Origin of the sequence: Xanthomonas sp. DAR 34887, assembly GCF_041245805.1 — a bacterium.
Taxonomy (GTDB): Bacteria; Pseudomonadota; Gammaproteobacteria; order Xanthomonadales; family Xanthomonadaceae; genus Xanthomonas_A; species Xanthomonas_A tesorieronis.
The window spans coordinates 1,225,619-1,242,499 of record NZ_CP162490.1; the positions used below are offsets into that span (position 1 = coordinate 1,225,619).

Consider the following 16,881-nt stretch of genomic DNA (forward strand, 5'->3'; position numbering starts at 1 on the left):
GATCAGTGATGCAAAGGAACTGGCTTGATCTTGAACCAGATGGAATACATGGCTGGCAGAAACACCAGCGTCAGAATCGTCCCCGCGAGCGTGCCACCGATCAGCGTGTAGGCCAGCGTTCCCCAGAACACCGAATGGGTCAGCGGGATGAAGGCCAGGATCGCGGCCAGCGCCGTCAATATCACCGGTCTTGCGCGCTGCACGGTGGCTTCGACGACCGCATTGAACGGACTCAGTCCTTCCTGTTCGTTGTGATGGATCTGCCCGATCAGGATCAGCGTGTTGCGCATCAGGATGCCCGACAGCGCGATCAGGCCGACCAGCGCATTGATGCCGAACGGTTGCTGGAAGATCAGCAAGGTCGGCACCACGCCGATCAAGCCGAGCGGACTGGTGGCGAAGACCATGACCATCGCCGCGATCGATCGCACCTGCAGGATGATGACGAGCAGGGTGAGCGCGATCATGATCGGGAACAGCGGCAGCATCGCCGTGGTGGCCTTGGCGGCCTCTTCGATCGAGCCGGCCTGTTCGATCCGGTAGCCGGAAGGAAGCGTCTCGATGATCGGTTGCAACTGCTTCAAGACCGCGGTGGAAACGTCCGGCGGCTGCAATCCTTCGGCGATGTCGCCGCGCACGGTGATGGTCGGCGTGCGGTCGCGACGGCGCAGGATGGGATCTTCCATGCGCACATCGACGCTGCCCACCTGCGACAGCGGGATGCGTTGACCCGCCGATCCGACCAGCGTAAAGGCGGCGATCTTTGCCGGATCCAGGCGGGTAGCGCCGGCCGCGCGGCCAACCACCTGCACCGAACGGATGTCCTCGCGCACCTCGGTCAGCGGCACTCCGCTGAGCAGGAATTGCAACTGCAAGGACACGGAATTGGAGGTCAGCCCGACAGCCTGGAGTCGATCCTGATCGAGCGTGAAGTGCAGGGTCGGAACGCGCGGACCCCAATCCGTGTTGACGGTGCGCATCATCGGACTGGCGTGCATCACGCTTTCGACTTCGTTTGCGATCGCGCGCAGTTTGTCCGGGTCTGGGCCCATCACGCGGTAAGCGACGGGAAACGGCGAGGGCGGGCCGAACACGATCTGGGTGACGCGCACCCGCGCCTCGGGCGCCAACCCGTCGGCCACCGCCCGGCGCAGCCTGAACTTGAGCGCTTCCCGCTCCTTGTCGTCGCCGGCGAGTACCACGATCTTGGCGAACGCCGGGTCGGGCAGTTCGGGCGCCATGGCCAGGAAGAAGCGTGGCGCGCCCTGGCCGATGTAGGACGTGACGATCCTGGCTTCCTGCTGCTTCGCCAGCCAGGCTTCCAGCTTCGCCGTTGCCGCGCTGGTTTGCGCGATGGAGGTGCCATATGGCATCTGCACTTCGACCAGCACCTCCGGCCGATCGGACGTCGGGAAGAACTGCTTCTTGACAAGGCCCATGCCGACCACAGCCAGCACGAACGTGCCGACCACGGCGCCGGCGACCAGCCACTTGCGCGCGATGACGCGCGCGAGCACCTGCCGGAAGCGGTTGTAGTTGCGGGTGTTGTAGATGGCTTCGTGCCCGCCCTCGACCTTCTTGATATCCGGCAGCAACTTCACGCCCAGGTACGGCGTGAACGCCACCGCCACTACCCAGGACACGATCAGGGCGATGCCGACGATCCAGAACATGTTGCTGGTGTATTCGCCTGCCGTGGAGCGGGCGAAGCCATTGGGCATGAAGCCGATCGCCGTGACCAGCGTGCCGGAAAGCATCGGCGCCGCGGTGTGGCTCCAGGCGTAGGCGGAGGCCTTGCTGCGGCTGTAGCCTTCCTCCATCTTCACCACCATCATTTCGATGGCGATGATGGCGTCGTCCACCAGCAGGCCCAGCGCCAGGATCAGCGAGCCCAGCGTGATGCGGTCGAAGTTCTTGCCGGTGGCCGCCATGATCACGAACACGGCCGCCAGCGTCAGCGGCACGGCGGCCGCGACCACGATGCCGACCCGCCAGCCCATGCTGAGAAAGCACACCACCATCACCACCAGCAGGGCGACGAAGAACTTGACCATGAACTCGTCCACCGCCGAGCTGATGTTGACGGCCTGGTCGGTGACTTTGCTCAGCGTCATGCCCAGCGGCAACCCGGTATTGATCTTGGTGACTTCCGCCTCGAGCGCCTTGCCGAGATCGAGCCCATTCCAGTCGTCGCGCATCACCACGCCCAGCAACAGCGTCGGCTCTCCGTTGTTGCGCACCAGGAAGGTGGCCGGATCTTCATAGCCGCGCGCGACGGTCGCCACATCCGACAGCTTCAGCGTCCGGCCCTGCGCCATGACCGGGGTCTGGCGGATCTTCTCCAGGTCGTCGAACGCGCCGTCGACGCGAACGAAGATCTGCGGCCCCTGCGTCTCGATGGAGCCTGCAGGCGTCAGCACGTTCTGGCTGTTGAGCGCGGCGAAGATGTCTTGCGGAGTGACGCCCAGCGTGGCCAGGCGATCGTGGGAGAACGAGACGAAGATACGTTCTGGCTGTTCGCCGATGATGTTGACCTTCTTCACCCCTGAAACGTGCAGCAACTGCTGGCGCAGCGCCTCCGCATCGCGCGCCAGTCGGCGCTGCGGCTCGCCCTTGGCCTTGAGCGCAAACAGCGCGAAGGTCACATCCGCATACTCGTCGTTGAGCATCGGGCCGATGACGCCGGCAGGCAGTTTCTTGGCCTCGTCCCCCAGCTTCTTGCGCGCCTGATAGAACTCCTCCTGGACCGCCGCGGGCGGCGCGCTGTCGCGCAGGGAAATCATGGTGACGGCCAGGCCGGGGCGCGTGTAGGTTTCCGCGCGGTCGTACCAGCGCAATTCCTGCAGGCGCTTTTCCAGCGGTTCGGCGATTTGATCCTGCATTTCCTGCGCCGTTGCGCCCGGCCAGGCGGTAATGACGGTCATCTGCTTGATCGTGAACGGCGGGTCTTCCGCGCGGCCGAGCTTGAAGAACGCGAGGATGCCCGCCACCGAGACCAGGAAGATCAGGAACAGCGTGACGGAACGCTCGCGTACCGCAAGCGCCGAAAGATTGAAGCGCCCTTCGCTCATGGACGATCTCCGGCAGGCATCGCTTCGCCTTGGCCTATCGGCCTGACGGCCTCGCCTTCGCGAAGCAGATGCGCACCGAGTGAGACCACCTGGTCGCCGACCTTGAGATTGCCTTTCACCTGCGCCGCTTCGTCCGACAGGCCCAGCACCTGGACGGAGCGCCAAACCGCTTTTGCAGGCTTGCCTTCGATGGCCCACACGCCCGGCCCTTTGCCTGGGTCGAACAACGCGCCGATCGGGACCTTCAGCGATGCCGTGGCGTGCGTGCCGTCGGGAATGTCGACGGTGACGGTGGCGCCCAGCGGCGCCTGCGCCAGCGCACCTTCTAGCACATACCTGGCCTCGTAAGTACGCGTTGCGGGATCGGCCGCGTCGGAGAGCAGCCGCAGTTTTGCCGATACGGCGGCCTGCCGATTTCCGAACAACGTCGCTTGCGCAAGCGATCCAACGGTCGGTCGCAGCGTTTCCGGCAGATGCACGATGGCTTCGCGCTGGCCGGCCCGGGCAAGGCGCACGACCGGCTGCCCGGCACTCACCACCTGCCCCTGCTCGGCGAGGGTCTCGACCACGACGCCATCTGCATCGGCAAGCAGGAGCGCATAGCCCGACGCGTTCCTGGCGACGCCGGCTTGCGCCTCGGCGGCCTTGAGTTGTGCTCGCGCCGAGTCGGCTGCGGCTTTGATTTGATCGTATGCAGAGGCCGAAACAGCGCCTTCGGCGACCAGGTCGCGGTAGCGCGCCTCATCGTCGGCGGTTTGCTTCGCACGCGCTCGCGCCGCGGCCACCGCTTCCTGTTGCGCTTGAGCCTGCAACCCCAGGTCGATGGGGTCCATCCGCATGAGCGGCTGGCCGCGCCTGACGGTCTGCCCGGTATCGACGAGGCGCTCCAGCACCTTGCCAGAGACGCGAAAGCCCAGGTCGCTCTGAACCCGGGCCGCCACCACCCCGGTGAACGCTCGAGACGTGGCGGAGGCGCCCTCGACGGCCCCGACCCGGACCAGCGGAGCCTCCGTACGCGGATCGGAAGAGTGGCCGTTACCGCATGCCGTCAGGGCAAGCGGCAACAGACAGACGGCATACGAAGCGAGCTGGCGCCGGAACATGGGAACCCTTCTGGGCGAGGAGAAAGTGTTCCCATCTTATACTTGTGACCAATACAGTCAATAGTCACAACATCCGGATTACGGTGCCAGGCTGCGCAGTATCAGGTTGGATAGCTGGGCCGTCGCCTCGGCCGCGTTGTCCAGGTTGTGCTGCAACTGCAGCGGATTGATGTAGGGGCGCATGACCAGGTAGATGGCATTGACCGCTTCATCCAGCGGCGTCTTGCGCTCGAATTCCCCGGCTTGGCGGCCATCGCGCACGATCTGCAGCACCATGGCCTTGAGGCGGTCTTCGTATGCGCCAACCGACGGCCAGGACTCGCCGGCCGAGGTCGCGGCGATGTCGTAGAGCTTGCGGTCGTGGAAGAACAGATAGCTGCCGGCCTCCACCAATGTCTTGAATACCCGGCGCAGTCGCTCGGGAGCGGCGGGAACGTCGGCGACGGCTTCGTCGACAGCGGCCATGATCATGCTCAGGCGATTGGAGCAGATGACCTCGCCGATCGCCTGTTTGGAATCGAAGAACTTGTAGATGTAGGCCTTGGAGAAGCCGATCGCCTTCGCCAGATCGGAAACGGTGGTTTTCTCATAGCCGTAGCGGCCGAAATATTCGGTCGCCGCCTCGACGATCTGAGCGCGGACGTCATGATCCGAAGGCCCCCGAAGTTGGGGCGCGGGAGTGTGTGCTTTCGTCATCGGGTCAGCTTACTGCCGGCGTCCATGATTGACAATGAGTGACCATTTCGTATTATGGTCACAGCGTGCCATCTCCCAAGGATCATCATGTTTCCACGTCGCTCCTTTGCGCTGTTCCTCTGCGCCAGCCTGATGGCCGGTTGCGCGGCAGGCCCGGACTATCGCCGCCCGGATGCGCCCCTCCCGAGCCATTACATTGGGCGGGCGGCCGAACCAGGGCGTGGCCCATCTGCCTCCGAACTGGCGGCGTGGTGGCAGGGGTTCGACGATCCGCTGCTCGCCCACTTCGTCTCCTTGGCGCTGGAACAGAACCTCGACCTGGCACAGGCCGCTGCCCGCGTCAGCCAGGCGCGCGCCGGGCTTGGCGCCGCCAATGCGGCCTTGCTTCCGTCGGCGGCGATCGACGGCTCGGCGGCTCGCGCCCGCCAGTCGGTCGAAACCCCGCTGGGACAAGTGCTCGCGTCCACGCCCGGATACGACAGGTGGGGAAATGCCTACGAAGCCGATCTGGGTGCGAGCTGGGAGCTGGATGTTTTCGGAGGCCTGCGGCGCGGCCGCGAAGCGGCACTGGCCGACTACCAGGCCTCGCAGGCCGGGGCCGTTGCGACACGCCTGGCGGTCGCTGCGCAGACAGCGGACATCTACGTCACCATTCGCGGCTTGCAGGCCCGCCTCGGCATTGCCCGGCAGCAAGTCAAGACCCAACAAGATCTGCTGACCAAGGTCGGTCTGCTTTACGGCAAGGGACTGGCTGCCGAGTACCAGGTCCGGCAGACGGAGGGGGCGTTGTCGCAGGTGCAAGCGACGGTTCCCGTTCTGCAGGCAGGTCTCGATGCGTCGATGAATGCATTGGACGTGATGCTGGGTGTTCCTCCAGGCACGCATCGCCCCGAACTCGAAACTGTCGTCCCGATTCCGGCAACGCCGCGGATCGGCGAGACGGGCTCGCCGGCCGATCTTCTGCACAGGCGCCCCGACCTGATCGTGGCCGAACGCCGGCTGGTTGCGTCCAACGCCCGGATTGGTGAGGCGATCGCCGAGTATTACCCCAAGTTCTCGCTGAGCGGTTTGCTGGGAAGCGCCACGGCGATTTCCAGCGACAATCTGTTCACCAGCGGCGCGAGCCAGACGTCGGCCGTGTTGGGGCTGAGGTGGCGTCTTTTCGACTTCGGCCGCATCAATGCGCAGATCGATCTGGCGAAGGGACGCGATGCCGAGGCATTGGCCGCGTACCGCCAGGCCGTTCTGCGCGCGACCGAGGATGTCGAGAACGCTTTTTCGGCATTGGCCAATCGCGGCGAACAGGCCGCGACGTTGACGCAAGGCGAGCTCGCGCTTTCTCGCGCAAGGGCGTCCTCGTTCGCGGCCTATCGGCGAGGGGCCGCGAGCCTGATCGACGTGTTGCACGCCGACGCATCGCTGTTGCAGGCGTCGGATGCGAGGGCGCAGGCGCAGACCGAGTCGGCGCGCGCTGCCGTCGCCGCGTTCAGGGCGCTTGGCGGCGGCTGGCAGTCAACGCCTTCGGACGCAACGGCGGCTCGCTGAGGTTCGGCAATCCGGTGGCTCGGCGCGGCGCCAACGCGGTCTTGGGCGACGTGCCGCAGTGCAGGGTGGGGGAGACCCAGCGGCCGGTATGGGCTTACGGCCATCCGCTCGGTTCCAATGAACGCGCGACACCGCTTCTTCTTGTCCGCGCCGCGTGCGTGCATGCGGCGCTGCGTCCAGCGTCGCAGTTTGCGTCTACCGGATGGAAACGGTTGCAGGCATTCCGTGAAGGAATCGGTAGCGTTTGCCGCGATATACTTCGGGTTTCCCCCCGTGCCATAGGAATTCCATGAGCATCGAACAGCTTGCCGAAACCGCACAGGCGATGGTCGCCCCGGGCAAGGGCATCATCGCCATCGACGAATCCACCAGCACGATCGCCAAGCGCTTCGCCAGCGTCGGCATCGAGAATGTCGAGGAGAACCGCCGCGCGTATCGCGAGCTGCTGCTGACCACGCCGAAGCTGAGCGATCACATCTCCGGCGCGATCCTGTACGACGAGACCATCCGCCAGAAGACCAAGGACGGCGTGCCGTTCCCGAAGTACATGGCCGAGCACGGCATCATTCCCGGGATCAAGGTCGACAAGGGCACGCACCCGCTGGCGGGCATGCCCGGCGAGCTGATCACCGAAGGCCTGGACGGCCTGCGCGCGCGCCTGGAGGAGTACTACAAGCTCGGCGCGCGCTTCGCCAAGTGGCGCGCGGTGATCACCATCGGCGAGGACATCCCGTCGGGCGTGTGCATCGAGACCAACGCGCACGCGCTGGCGCGCTACGCCGCGCTGTGCCAGGAGCAGGGCCTGGTGCCGATGGTGGAGCCGGAAGTGCTGATGGACGGCGACCATGATATCGAGACGTGCTACGAAGTCACCGAAGCCACGCTGCGTTCGCTGTTCGGCGCGCTGTACGAGCAGAACGTGGTGCTGGAAGGCACCATCCTGAAGGCCTCGATGGTCATCGCCGGCAAGGGCTGCGACGAGCAGGCCAGCGTCGAGGAAGTGGCCGAGTCCACCGTGATGTGCCTGAAGAGCACCGTGCCGGCGATCCTGCCGGGCATCGTGTTCCTGTCCGGCGGCCAGACCGACGAGCAGTCCACCGCGCATCTCAATGCGATGAACCAGCTCGGCACTCTGCCGTGGCCGCTGAGCTTCTCCTACGGCCGCGCGATGCAGCAGGCCGCGCTGAAGCTGTGGTCGCAGGACATGAAGGGCAACTTCGCCAAGGCGCAGCAGGTGGTCTACGAGCGCGCCAAGGAAAACGGCCTGGCCGCACTGGGCAAGTGGCAGGGCTGAGTCCAGCCACAAGGAAGCTACGAAAAACGCCGGCAGCGCCGGCGTTTTTCGTTTCCGCTTCTCCTTCCCGCTGCGCGAGCATGGCCGCATTTCGGGGGGACGTGCCGGATGAGGGTAGGAGCGACGCTCCGGAACGACCCTGTCGGCGCAGCAACGCCTGGCACGCACTCAGGGTTTCAGCGCCGCGGGCGCATGAAAGCGGTAGCCGCTATTGCGCAGCGTCTTCACCGGCAGCGGCCGCCCGCTGATCTCTTCCACGCGCCGCCGCAGCCGGTACATCTGCGTGTCCAGCCGGCGGCGATCGTGGTCCAGGAAGTTCACGCCGAGCGCCTCGGCGATCTCGCGATGGCCTACGCTCTCGCCGGCGTGGCGCATCAGGCAGCCGAGCACCAGCAGGTCCTGGTGCGAGAGCGGCACCGGCGGCGCATCGGGGACGTTCAGGCGTGCCGCCGCCATCTCCAGGATCCAGCGCGCCGGCGGCGGCTGCAGCGCCAGGCGCCTGCCGAGCGAGGCCAGGGTCGCGGCGAGTTCGTCCAGGTCGGCACCCTTGCCCAGGTAGTGGTCCGCACCGATGTCCAGGCCGGCGATGCGATCGCCGCCGGTGTTGTGCGCGCTGAACACCACGATGCCCAGGCGGTGGCCGGCGCGGCGAAGGTCGCCGATCAACTCCAGCCCGCTGCCGTCGGGAAGGCCCACGTCGATCACCGCCATGGCGTGGCGCAGCGGATCGAATCGCTGCCGAAACTCGCCGATACTGGCCACGCATGTCGCAAGATGCCCCAGATCCTGCAGGAACTCGCCGAGCTCCTCGCGCAATACCGGCTCGTCCTCCAGCAAGATCACCTCGGCCATCGCGCAGATCCTCGTGCATCGTCGTTTGCTGTAACTTAATCGGTTGGCGACCGTGCGGTACAGCAAATGATGGCGGACTGTCTTCGCTGGCTCGTGGCGGCATGGCTGGTACTGGGGATGAATGCGGGTCTGGGCGCGGAACCGGCGCGGTCGCCGACGGCCGCGTTGCCGCTGACGGCCGACTACCAGGACGCCAGCGGATACCTGCAGCGCCTGGACGATCCGCACCACCGGCTGGATGCCCGCCAGGCCGCCTCGGCGTCCGGCTGGACCCGGTTGCCTGCCGGCCTCAATGCGGGTTTCACGCCCGGCACCGTGTGGTTGCGGCTGCCGCTGCGGGTCGAGCGCGTACCGCCGGGAGGCTGGATGCTGCGCTTGAGCAATGCCGTGATCGACGATGCGCAGGCCTACGCCAGCGTCGATGGCGGCGCCTGGCGCGAACTAGGCCACAGCGGCGAGAACGTGCGGCGGCGCGACTGGCCGGTGGACTACCGCAGCCCGGTGTTCCCGTTCGCGCCGTCGCATCCCGGCGACTACGTGGTGCTGGTACGGCTGCGGAGCAAGAATGCGCTGGTCACTCGCCTGGATGTCTGGCAGCGGCTGCCGTTCGACAACCAGTCGCGGCGCGAGGGACTTGAGTTCGGCCTGTACTTCGGCTTCTACCTGCTGCTGCTCTGCCTGCATCTGCTGTTCTGGATCGCCACGCGCGCGCGCATGAGCGGGCTGTTCGTCGCCTACCTCGGCGGCTGCGTGCTCAACGAAGCGATGTCGATCGGCCTGGTGCAGCAGGTCTCGGGATTGCCGGTGGCGTGGAGCGACAGCCTGCTGGGCATCAGCATCGCCTGCAGCCTGCCGGTGGGGTTCCAGGTCGCTAGCCGGCAATTGAACCTGCGCGCGTTTCGTCCGGGATTCGTGCGCTGGAGTTCGCGCCTGCTGTGGACGGTCGCACTGCTTTGCGCGGGGTGCGTACTCGCTGGCCGCTACGCCTGGGGCATGCGACCGGTGCAGGCGCTGGCCTTGCTGGAGATCGTGCTGCTGACGGCAGTGGCGCTGGGCCTGCTGTGGCGACGCTATCCGCCGGCGCTGTTCTTCGTGCTGGCCTTCTTTCCGTTCTACCTGGGGGTGGCGCTCGGATTCCTGCGCAACCTGGGAATCGTCCCGCTCAATGCGTGGACCCAGTACGCCACCACGCTCGGCACCATGCTGCACATGACGCTGATGAGTTTCTTCATCATCGGCCGCTACGAGCGGCAACGGCGCATCCGCGAGCGCCGGCATGCCAATGCCGCCACGGAACTGGCGCGCCGGCACGGCATGCAGCTGGAGCGCGAGGTGGCGCTGCGCACCGCCGAACTACGCAGCGAGATACGCCGGCGGCAGTCGCTGGAGGACGAACTGCGCGCCTCGCTGGACACCGAGCGCAGGGTGATGCAGGAGCAGCGCGACTTCGTGGCGATGGTGTCGCACGAGTTCCGCACGCCGTTGGCGGTGATCATGACATCGGCGCAGCAACTGGCGCGCAAGCTGGAGGCGCCGCCGGAACGCAATCGCGTGCGCTGCGGCAATATCCGCAATGCCGCGCAACGGCTGCTGGCGCTGGTGGACGAGTACCTCGCCGAAGACCGCATGGGCGAAACCAGCTCGCAATTGCGGCTGCAGCACTGCGCGTTGCGCGCGATGCTGGACGAGTTGTGCCGGGACTTCCCGCCGCAGCGCGTGGTCTGCGACTACCAGATCGACGACGACAGCCTGTTCACCGACGCCGGCTTGTTGCGGGTCGCCTTGCGCAATCTGATCGCCAATGCCGACCGCCATTGCCCGCAGGGCGAATCGATCGGCATCCGCGTGCGCGGTCGCGGCGAGGGAGTGCGGGTGGAAATCGCCAATCCTGGCGAGCGCATCGCACCTGCAGATCGGGAGCGGCTGTTCCAGAAGTACTATCGCGGCGCGAACGCGGGGAACACGTTCGGCGCCGGACTCGGCCTCTATCTGGTGCGCAGGATCGCCGAACGGCTTGGCGGCTGGGTCGGGTTGGCCGGCGAAGCGTCCGGCTCGTCCATCCGCTTCGTGCTGCTGCTGCCGCGACGTGCGGACACGCCGATTGCGATGTCGCTGTCGTTGCCTGCGCCCGATCCCTGAGGCGGTACTGCCGGGCGTGCGCATCCCAGCGCGCCGGGGCATCCGATCCGTTGCCGACTCAGGCGTGCCTGCACGGCTCGCTTCGAGCGTCGGCGAACAGCGGCCGCTCCAGCGCCGCAAGGGCGGCGCCACGCCCCAGCACGCCGCAACCCGGCGTCCTGGGGCATGCATCGGCTATTGCTGGATGATGCAGGCTTCCGCCGGCACGCTGGACCCGCCCTGGCTGCAGGCGAATGCCGGCGTGCGCACGCCACCGTCGACGATCATGATCGAGCCGTTGCCGGACACGGCGCCGCCGCCCTGGGGCTGGGCGCTGGCCGCCAGTTCCCTGGCGACCTCGTCGCTGGCCTGCGGATCGTTCGGCAGCGCCGAACCGGTATCGCCGCTCCATGCGCTCGCCGCCACCGAACTGTTGATCGCCTGCACCGTCGAAGTGCCCAAGTCGATGCCGGGCGTGGTCTCCCCGCCCGCGGCCAGGACGGTCAACAGGCCATCGACGTAGCTGATGGTGTAGTTGGACAGGCCCGCGCCGGTGGCGCCGGAAGCGTTGATGGCATAGCGGCCGACCGCGGCGCCGGCCGCCGTACCGGTGCTGCTCAGCGAAACGCCGGACACCGCATCGCCGTTGAGCAGGCCGGAGACGCTGTAGCCGCTCAGATTGAGCGTGCTGCCGAAGGTCTTGCTGGCATCGGTGGCGACGATGCGCAGCGTCGCCGGATCGACGCCGAGGCTGCCGTCGACGTAGCTGATGACGTAATTGGACAGGCCCGCGCCGGTGGCGCCGGAAGCGTTGATGGCATAGCGGCCGACGCCTGCGCCGGCGCCGGAACCGGCGCTGCTCAGGGTGACGCCGGAGACCGCGTCGCCATTGACCAGGCCGGAGACGCTGTAACCGGTCAGGCCGACCGTGCTGCCGTAGGTCTTGCTGCTGTCGGTGGCGACGATGCGCAGCGTGGCCGGATCGACGCCGAGGCTGCCGTCGACGTAGCTGATGACGTAGTTGGACAGGCCCGCGCCGGTCGCGCCGGAAGCGTTGATGGCATAGCGGCCGACGCCTGCGCCGGCGCCGGAACCGGCACTGCTCAGGGTGACGCCGGAGACCGCATCGCCATTGACCAGGCCGGAGACGCTGTAGCCGGTCAGGCCGACCGCGCTGCCGTAGGTCTTGCTGCTGTCGGTGGCGACGATGCGCAGCGTGGCCGGATCGACGCTGAGGCTGCCGTCGACGTAGCTGATGACGTAGTTGGACAGGCCCGCGCCGGTCGCGCCGGAAGCGTTGATGGCATAGCGGCCGACGCCTGCGCCGGCGCCGGAACCGGCACTGCTCAGGGTGACGCCGGAGACCGCGTCGCCGCTGACCAGGCCGGACACGTTGTAGCCGCCGAGGTTGGCGGTGGTGCCGTAGGTCTTGCTGCCGCTGGAGGCGGTGACCGTCAGCGACGCCTGGGCGATGGTGACGCTGCCGGTCGACGAGTAAGCGATGTCGTAACCCCGCTGGCTGGAATACAGCCCGCCGACAGTGAGGCCGCCGTTGCCGGTCGAGTAGGTTCCCGCGTTCTTGCCGGTGGTCGAGTAGCCCAGCGACGAGCCGAACAGCAGGCTGCTGTCGACGTTGCCGGACGTCGTGTAGCCGGACACCGTGCCGCTGGCGACCGCGCCGTCGTAGGTCTTGTCCGCGCCGGAGACGTTGGCGCTGACGGTGAGCGTCTGCAGGAAGCTGCGCAGCAACGGGGTCGTGTCGCCGTCGTAGATGCGCCAGGCCAGGCCGGTCCCGCCTTTGTCGTCGATGTTCCAGCCGGCATCGGTGAAGGTGGACAACGTGGTCAGCTGGGTCCAGGTCCTGCCGCCGCTGTAGCCGTCGATGCTGCCGCCCGCGTTGCCGGCGATGTTCAGGCCGGCATTGATCGCGTTGCCGCCGGCATCGGTGGTGGCGAAGAAGCTGGCGGCGATGGTGCCGTTGGAATTGGAGCCGACCAGGCCGCCGACCGCGTTGCTGCCGGACACGCTGCCGGTGCTGTAGGAGTCGCTGATGGTGTTGTTGTAGTTGACCCCGACCAGGCCGCCGACATACGCGTTGCCGGCGGCATTGCCGCTGGCGTAGGTGTTGGCGATGGTGCCGTTGTAGTTGTAGCCGGCCAGTCCGGCGACATACATGTCGCCGGTCGCGGTGCCGGTGGCGTAGGCGGTCGCGATGCTGCCCTCGTCGTTGTAGCCGACCAGCCCGGCGATGTAGTCGTCGCCGGAGACGTTGCCCGTGGCGTAGACCCTGGCGACGGTCGCCGAATCGTTGTAGCCGACCAGTCCACCCACATAGCTTCCGCCCGACACGTTGCCGGTGGCGTAGGCCGACTCGAGGCTGCCGCCGGACAGGCTGCCGACCAGTCCGCCGGTATCGTAGGTGCTGCCGGTCACGGCGCCGGTCGCATACACGTTGTCGATCGCGGTGCCGGAACTGCGGCCGACCAGGCCGCCGATACTCTTGGTTCCGGACACATGCCCGCGGGCATAAGCGTTGTGGATGCTGCTGGACGCCGCAAGACCGACCAGGCCGCCCGCGCTCGCGGTGGTCGCAGTGACGTCGCCGGTGGCATGCGCATTCAAGATGGTGCTCTGGGTCGCGCTGCCGACGAGGCCGCCGACGTTGTTGCCGGTGGTCGCGCTGGTGCTGGTCACGTTGCCGTTGGCATGGACGTTGTCGTACGTGCCCTGGTAGTCGTTGCCGACCAGGCCGCCCACGCTGCTACCGCCGGACACCGTGCTGCTCGAGGACGAGGCGGAAATCGCGCCGGCGTTGTTGCTGCCGATCAGTCCGCCGACGTAGTTGCCGCTGTACGCGCCACCGCTGCCGACCACGCTGCCGTCCGTCTGCGAGCCGGAAATCGCCCCGCCGGTGTTGTAGCCGACCAGGCCGCCGACGAAGTTGCCGGTGCCGGTCACGGTGCCGACGGTGGAGACGCCGCTGATGTTGCCGGCATTCTGGCCGACCAGCCCGCCGACATACGCCGTTCCCGACATGCTGCCGTTGCTCAGCGCGAGGTCGCGGATCGTGCTGCCGCTGCCGGTCACCCCGAACAGGCCGACATTGTTTTCGGCGCTGCGCGCGATGCGCAGGCCGCTCACCGTGTGCCCGCGCCCGTCGAGGCTGCCGTTGAAGACGTGGGTGGTGTCGCCGACCGGATCGAAGCCGGCGCTGCTCCACATGCCGCTGACATTGCTGCCGGAGGTCTGGCTGGCATCGATGTCGTCGGAGACGGTGTAGTTGGCCGACAGGTTGTACGCCATCAACTGCAACTGATGGGCGTTGGCGATGTGGGTGCTGTACTCGCTGGCCAGGAACGGGCGCGTCTGCCCCTCGATCATGATCCAGGCCGCAGTGCCGTTGCTGTCGGTGGCCACGTAGACGTCGCTGGTGCCGCCGACCAGCGACCAGGTGCCCAGCGCGCCGTAGCTGGAATGGGCGTAGCGGCTGCCGCTGGCGATGCTGGCGACATTGGACGACGTCGAATTCTCGAAGCTGTAGCCGATCGCGTTGGCCTGGCCGGAACTGCCCGCGTCCCAGTAGGCATTGCTGAGGCTCGAGTTGTAGCGGTGGTAGCCGACCAGGCCGCCGACCGAGACGGCCGAGGAATTGGTGGCGGTCACCGTGCCGGTCGCGTAGACGTGGTCGATGGCCGACTGATAGGTATAGCCCACCAGGCCGCCCACCTCCGAGGTCGCGCTGACGTTGCCGGTCGCATAGGCGCCGCTGATCGGGCTGCCGACGCTCTGCCCGACCAGGCCGCCGCCGTTGTTGCCGGTGGCGGAGACATTGCCGGTGGCGTAGACGTTGGTGAGGGGGCCGGCGCTATAGCCGGCCAGGCCGCCGACATAGGCCTGGCCGGAGACGGTGCCGGTGGCGTAGGACGCGTTGACGCTGCCGATGTTGTATCCGACCAGCCCGCCTGCGTAGCGGTAGGCCCCGGCGACATTGCCGGTCGCGTAGGAATCGCTGATGCTGCCGCCGTTGTAGGCGACCAGGCCGCCGAAATACGTTCCGGTCGCGCTCACCACGCTGGTGGAATGGCTGGCGGTGATGGTGCCGTCGGGGTTGTAGCCGACCAGCCCGCCGACGTAGTTGGCGGCGCTGACGCTGCCGCTGGCGTAGACGTTGCTGACCGTGGCCCTGCTGCTGCCGGCGAGCGCGCCCACGTAGTTGTTGCCGGAGACCGTGGCATTGACCAGGCCGAGGTCGCGGATGGTCGCGGTGCCGACATAGCCGAACAGGCCGACGTAATTGTTCCCGGACGCGATGTTCAGGTTGCCGATGGTGTGGCCCAGGCCGGCGAACGTGCCGCTGAACTCGCCCGAGGCCGTGCGCGCCATGATCGGCGCTCCATACGTGGTTCCGCCGGCATCCAGATTTCCGGCCAAGGCATAGTTGCCGGTATTGCCCACGACGTTCTGCAGGTCGCTCATGGAGTGCAGCAACGTGTAGGCATCGCCATTGATGTGCAGCTGGGCGTTGCTGCCGCCGAGCGTGACCGGGGCATTGACGCGGTAGTCGGTGCCGCCGGTGGCGGCGCCGTTGGCGGTGTAGCCGCCGTAGTTCAGCACCAGGCCGGCACTGTCGCCGGTCGCGGTGATGGCCGCATTGAGGTTGATGTCGTGGTAGGCATCCAGGGTCAGCGTGGTGTTGCCGCCCCAGTTGATCGCCGCGTTCACGTTGATGTCGCCGTTGCCGCCGCTGGTCACGCTGCCGGGACCGCTGGCGGTGGTGCTGGTGGTGATCAAGGTGACGTTGGTGCCGCCGTCCAGCGCGGTGCCGATGGTGCCGGCGGCGGCGCTGTCCACGGTGAGGTCTTCCGGGTCGACCAGCCAGGTGCCGGCCGCGCCGGTGCCGGCCGCCTTGGCGCCGACCGCGATCCCCGAGAAGTCCACCGTGTGGCCGCTGGTTTCGAGCAGGCCGCCGTTGCCGTTGCCGGCGCCGTTGGCGGCCAGCGCGCCATGCACCGCGGTGTGGCCATTGGACCAGACCACGACCGAGCCGCCGTTGCCGGCGCCGGTCGCGCTGGCATCGAGCACCGCGCCGCTGGCGACCGTGGCCGAACTGGCCTGCAGCAGGTTCTCGCCGCCCTGGTAGCCGCCGCCGATGCGGATGCTGCCGCCGGCGGTGGCACCGCTGGCATCGATGCGGCCGCCCACGTTCACCGCGGCATCGGAAAGCAGCTGCACGCTGCCGCCGCTGGTGCCGGAGACGTCGATGCTGCCGCTGCTGGCGATCGCGCCGCCGCTGGCGACGAACCTGACGCTGCCGCCCGACGTGTCGATGGCGGAGGCCTCGATGGTGCCGGTGTTGTTGATCAGCAGGTCGGAAAGGCCGTTGCTGGCGGCCTGCAGCAGGATCTGGCCGTTGCCGGCGCGCAGGCTGCCGCTGTTCTCCACCGCTGCCTCCGTGCCATCGGCGGATGAGCCGGCGGCGGCGACGAGCTGCAGGCCGATCGCACCGGCGGTATCCATGGTCACCTTGACCTGGTCGGCGGAGACCAGGCGAATGGCGCCGTTCTCGGCGGCGATCGCGCCGCTGTTGGCGACGTGGTTGCCGACCAGGTTGACCGAGCCGCCGCCGTTGGCGGTGATGCTGCCGCGGTTGACCACGCTGGCGGCGGCGTGGTCGCCGCGGGCCAGCACATAGGCATTGTCGTCGTCCCCGGCCAGGCCGAGCGAACTGGCGACCAGGCCGCCGACGTTGACCTTGGCAGTGCTGCCGAACAGGATGCCGGCCGAGTTGATCAGGAACACGTTGCCGTTAGCGCGCAGGCTGCCGTTGATGGTGCTGGCGCCGTGGCTGGCGTCGATCAGGTTGAGCGCCACCGCCGAGCTGGACGGCTGCACGAACACCACGCTGGCGTCCTTGCCGATGTTGAAACTGTTCCAGTTGAGCACGGCCTTGGCCGCGTTTTGGTCGATGTGCAGCGTGCTGCCGTTCTGCGACACGCTGGCGCCGGTGGCGCTGGACAGCGAGGGCACGCCGCCGGCGTGGGCCGGCGCTGCCAGCGCGCAGGCCAGCGCGAACGGCAGCAGCGGCGCGGCCAGGCGCGCGGCGCCGGCGCTGCCGCCGCCGGCATGGCCGGCGGCGACTTCGGAGGCGACCTGGAGCACGCCGAGATTGCGGTTGAAAACGAGGCGGTAAATGCGGTTCATG

Annotated in this window: 8 protein-coding genes; 3 read left to right on the forward strand and 5 right to left on the reverse strand. The window is 67.4% G+C overall.

Annotated elements, in window-relative coordinates; translation table 11 throughout:
- Positions 1-2 precede the first annotated feature (2 nt).
- The 3 genes from AB3X08_RS05255 to AB3X08_RS05265 form a co-directional block, all read right to left on the reverse strand.
- The gene (locus AB3X08_RS05255; RefSeq protein ID WP_369936733.1) at positions 3-3,071 is read right to left on the reverse strand and encodes an efflux RND transporter permease subunit; all 3,069 of its coding nucleotides are present in this window, start codon (positions 3,069-3,071) and stop codon (positions 3-5) included.
- Positions 3,068-4,174: an efflux RND transporter periplasmic adaptor subunit gene (locus AB3X08_RS05260; RefSeq protein ID WP_369936734.1), complete on the reverse strand. Its 1,107-nt coding sequence runs from the start codon at positions 4,172-4,174 to the stop codon at positions 3,068-3,070. Before AB3X08_RS05260 ends, AB3X08_RS05255 begins: the two co-directional genes overlap by 4 nt.
- Positions 4,175-4,252: 78 nt before the next feature.
- The gene (locus tag AB3X08_RS05265; protein WP_369936736.1) at positions 4,253-4,870 is read right to left on the reverse strand and encodes a TetR/AcrR family transcriptional regulator; all 618 of its coding nucleotides are present in this window, start codon (positions 4,868-4,870) and stop codon (positions 4,253-4,255) included.
- An 87-nt stretch (positions 4,871-4,957) separates the two neighbouring features.
- On the opposite strand from AB3X08_RS05265, the gene AB3X08_RS05270 reads away from it, so the two are divergent.
- A complete protein-coding gene (locus AB3X08_RS05270; RefSeq protein WP_369936737.1) occupies positions 4,958-6,415 on the forward strand; it encodes an efflux transporter outer membrane subunit in 1,458 nt (485 codons plus the stop codon).
- Positions 6,416-6,704: 289 nt separating this feature from the next.
- Positions 6,705-7,709, forward strand: coding sequence for a class I fructose-bisphosphate aldolase (locus AB3X08_RS05275; RefSeq protein ID WP_369936739.1), 1,005 nt, complete (start codon positions 6,705-6,707; stop codon positions 7,707-7,709).
- Between the two features lie 168 nt (positions 7,710-7,877).
- Here AB3X08_RS05275 and AB3X08_RS05280 read toward each other — a convergent pair whose 3' ends face one another.
- Positions 7,878-8,561: a response regulator transcription factor gene (locus AB3X08_RS05280; RefSeq protein ID WP_369936740.1), complete on the reverse strand. Its 684-nt coding sequence runs from the start codon at positions 8,559-8,561 to the stop codon at positions 7,878-7,880.
- 117 nt (positions 8,562-8,678) lie between these two features.
- Between AB3X08_RS05280 and AB3X08_RS05285 the strand changes: the two genes are divergently transcribed.
- Positions 8,679-10,700, forward strand: coding sequence for a sensor histidine kinase (locus tag AB3X08_RS05285; RefSeq protein WP_369936742.1), 2,022 nt, complete (start codon positions 8,679-8,681; stop codon positions 10,698-10,700).
- A 174-nt stretch (positions 10,701-10,874) separates the two neighbouring features.
- On the opposite strand, the gene AB3X08_RS05290 is transcribed toward AB3X08_RS05285, so the two are convergent.
- Entirely contained in the window at positions 10,875-16,880 is a 6,006-nt protein-coding gene (locus AB3X08_RS05290) for a GLUG motif-containing protein (RefSeq protein ID WP_369936744.1), read from the reverse strand.
- Position 16,881 lies beyond the last annotated feature (1 nt).

What these genes read in the sequence shown, in the direction of transcription:
- AB3X08_RS05255 (WP_369936733.1), bottom strand. Translation starts at nt 3,071, where the DNA reads ATGAGCGAAGGGCGCTTCAATCTTTCGGCGCTTGCGGTACGCGAGCGT.
- AB3X08_RS05260 (WP_369936734.1), bottom strand. Translation starts at nt 4,174, where the DNA reads ATGTTCCGGCGCCAGCTCGCTTCGTATGCCGTCTGTCTGTTGCCGCTT.
- AB3X08_RS05265 (WP_369936736.1), bottom strand. Translation starts at nt 4,870, where the DNA reads ATGACGAAAGCACACACTCCCGCGCCCCAACTTCGGGGGCCTTCGGAT.
- AB3X08_RS05270 (WP_369936737.1), top strand. Translation starts at nt 4,958, where the DNA reads ATGTTTCCACGTCGCTCCTTTGCGCTGTTCCTCTGCGCCAGCCTGATG.
- AB3X08_RS05275 (WP_369936739.1), top strand. Translation starts at nt 6,705, where the DNA reads ATGAGCATCGAACAGCTTGCCGAAACCGCACAGGCGATGGTCGCCCCG.
- AB3X08_RS05280 (WP_369936740.1), bottom strand. Translation starts at nt 8,561, where the DNA reads ATGGCCGAGGTGATCTTGCTGGAGGACGAGCCGGTATTGCGCGAGGAG.
- AB3X08_RS05285 (WP_369936742.1), top strand. Translation starts at nt 8,679, where the DNA reads ATGAATGCGGGTCTGGGCGCGGAACCGGCGCGGTCGCCGACGGCCGCG.
- AB3X08_RS05290 (WP_369936744.1), bottom strand. Translation starts at nt 16,880, where the DNA reads ATGAACCGCATTTACCGCCTCGTTTTCAACCGCAATCTCGGCGTGCTC.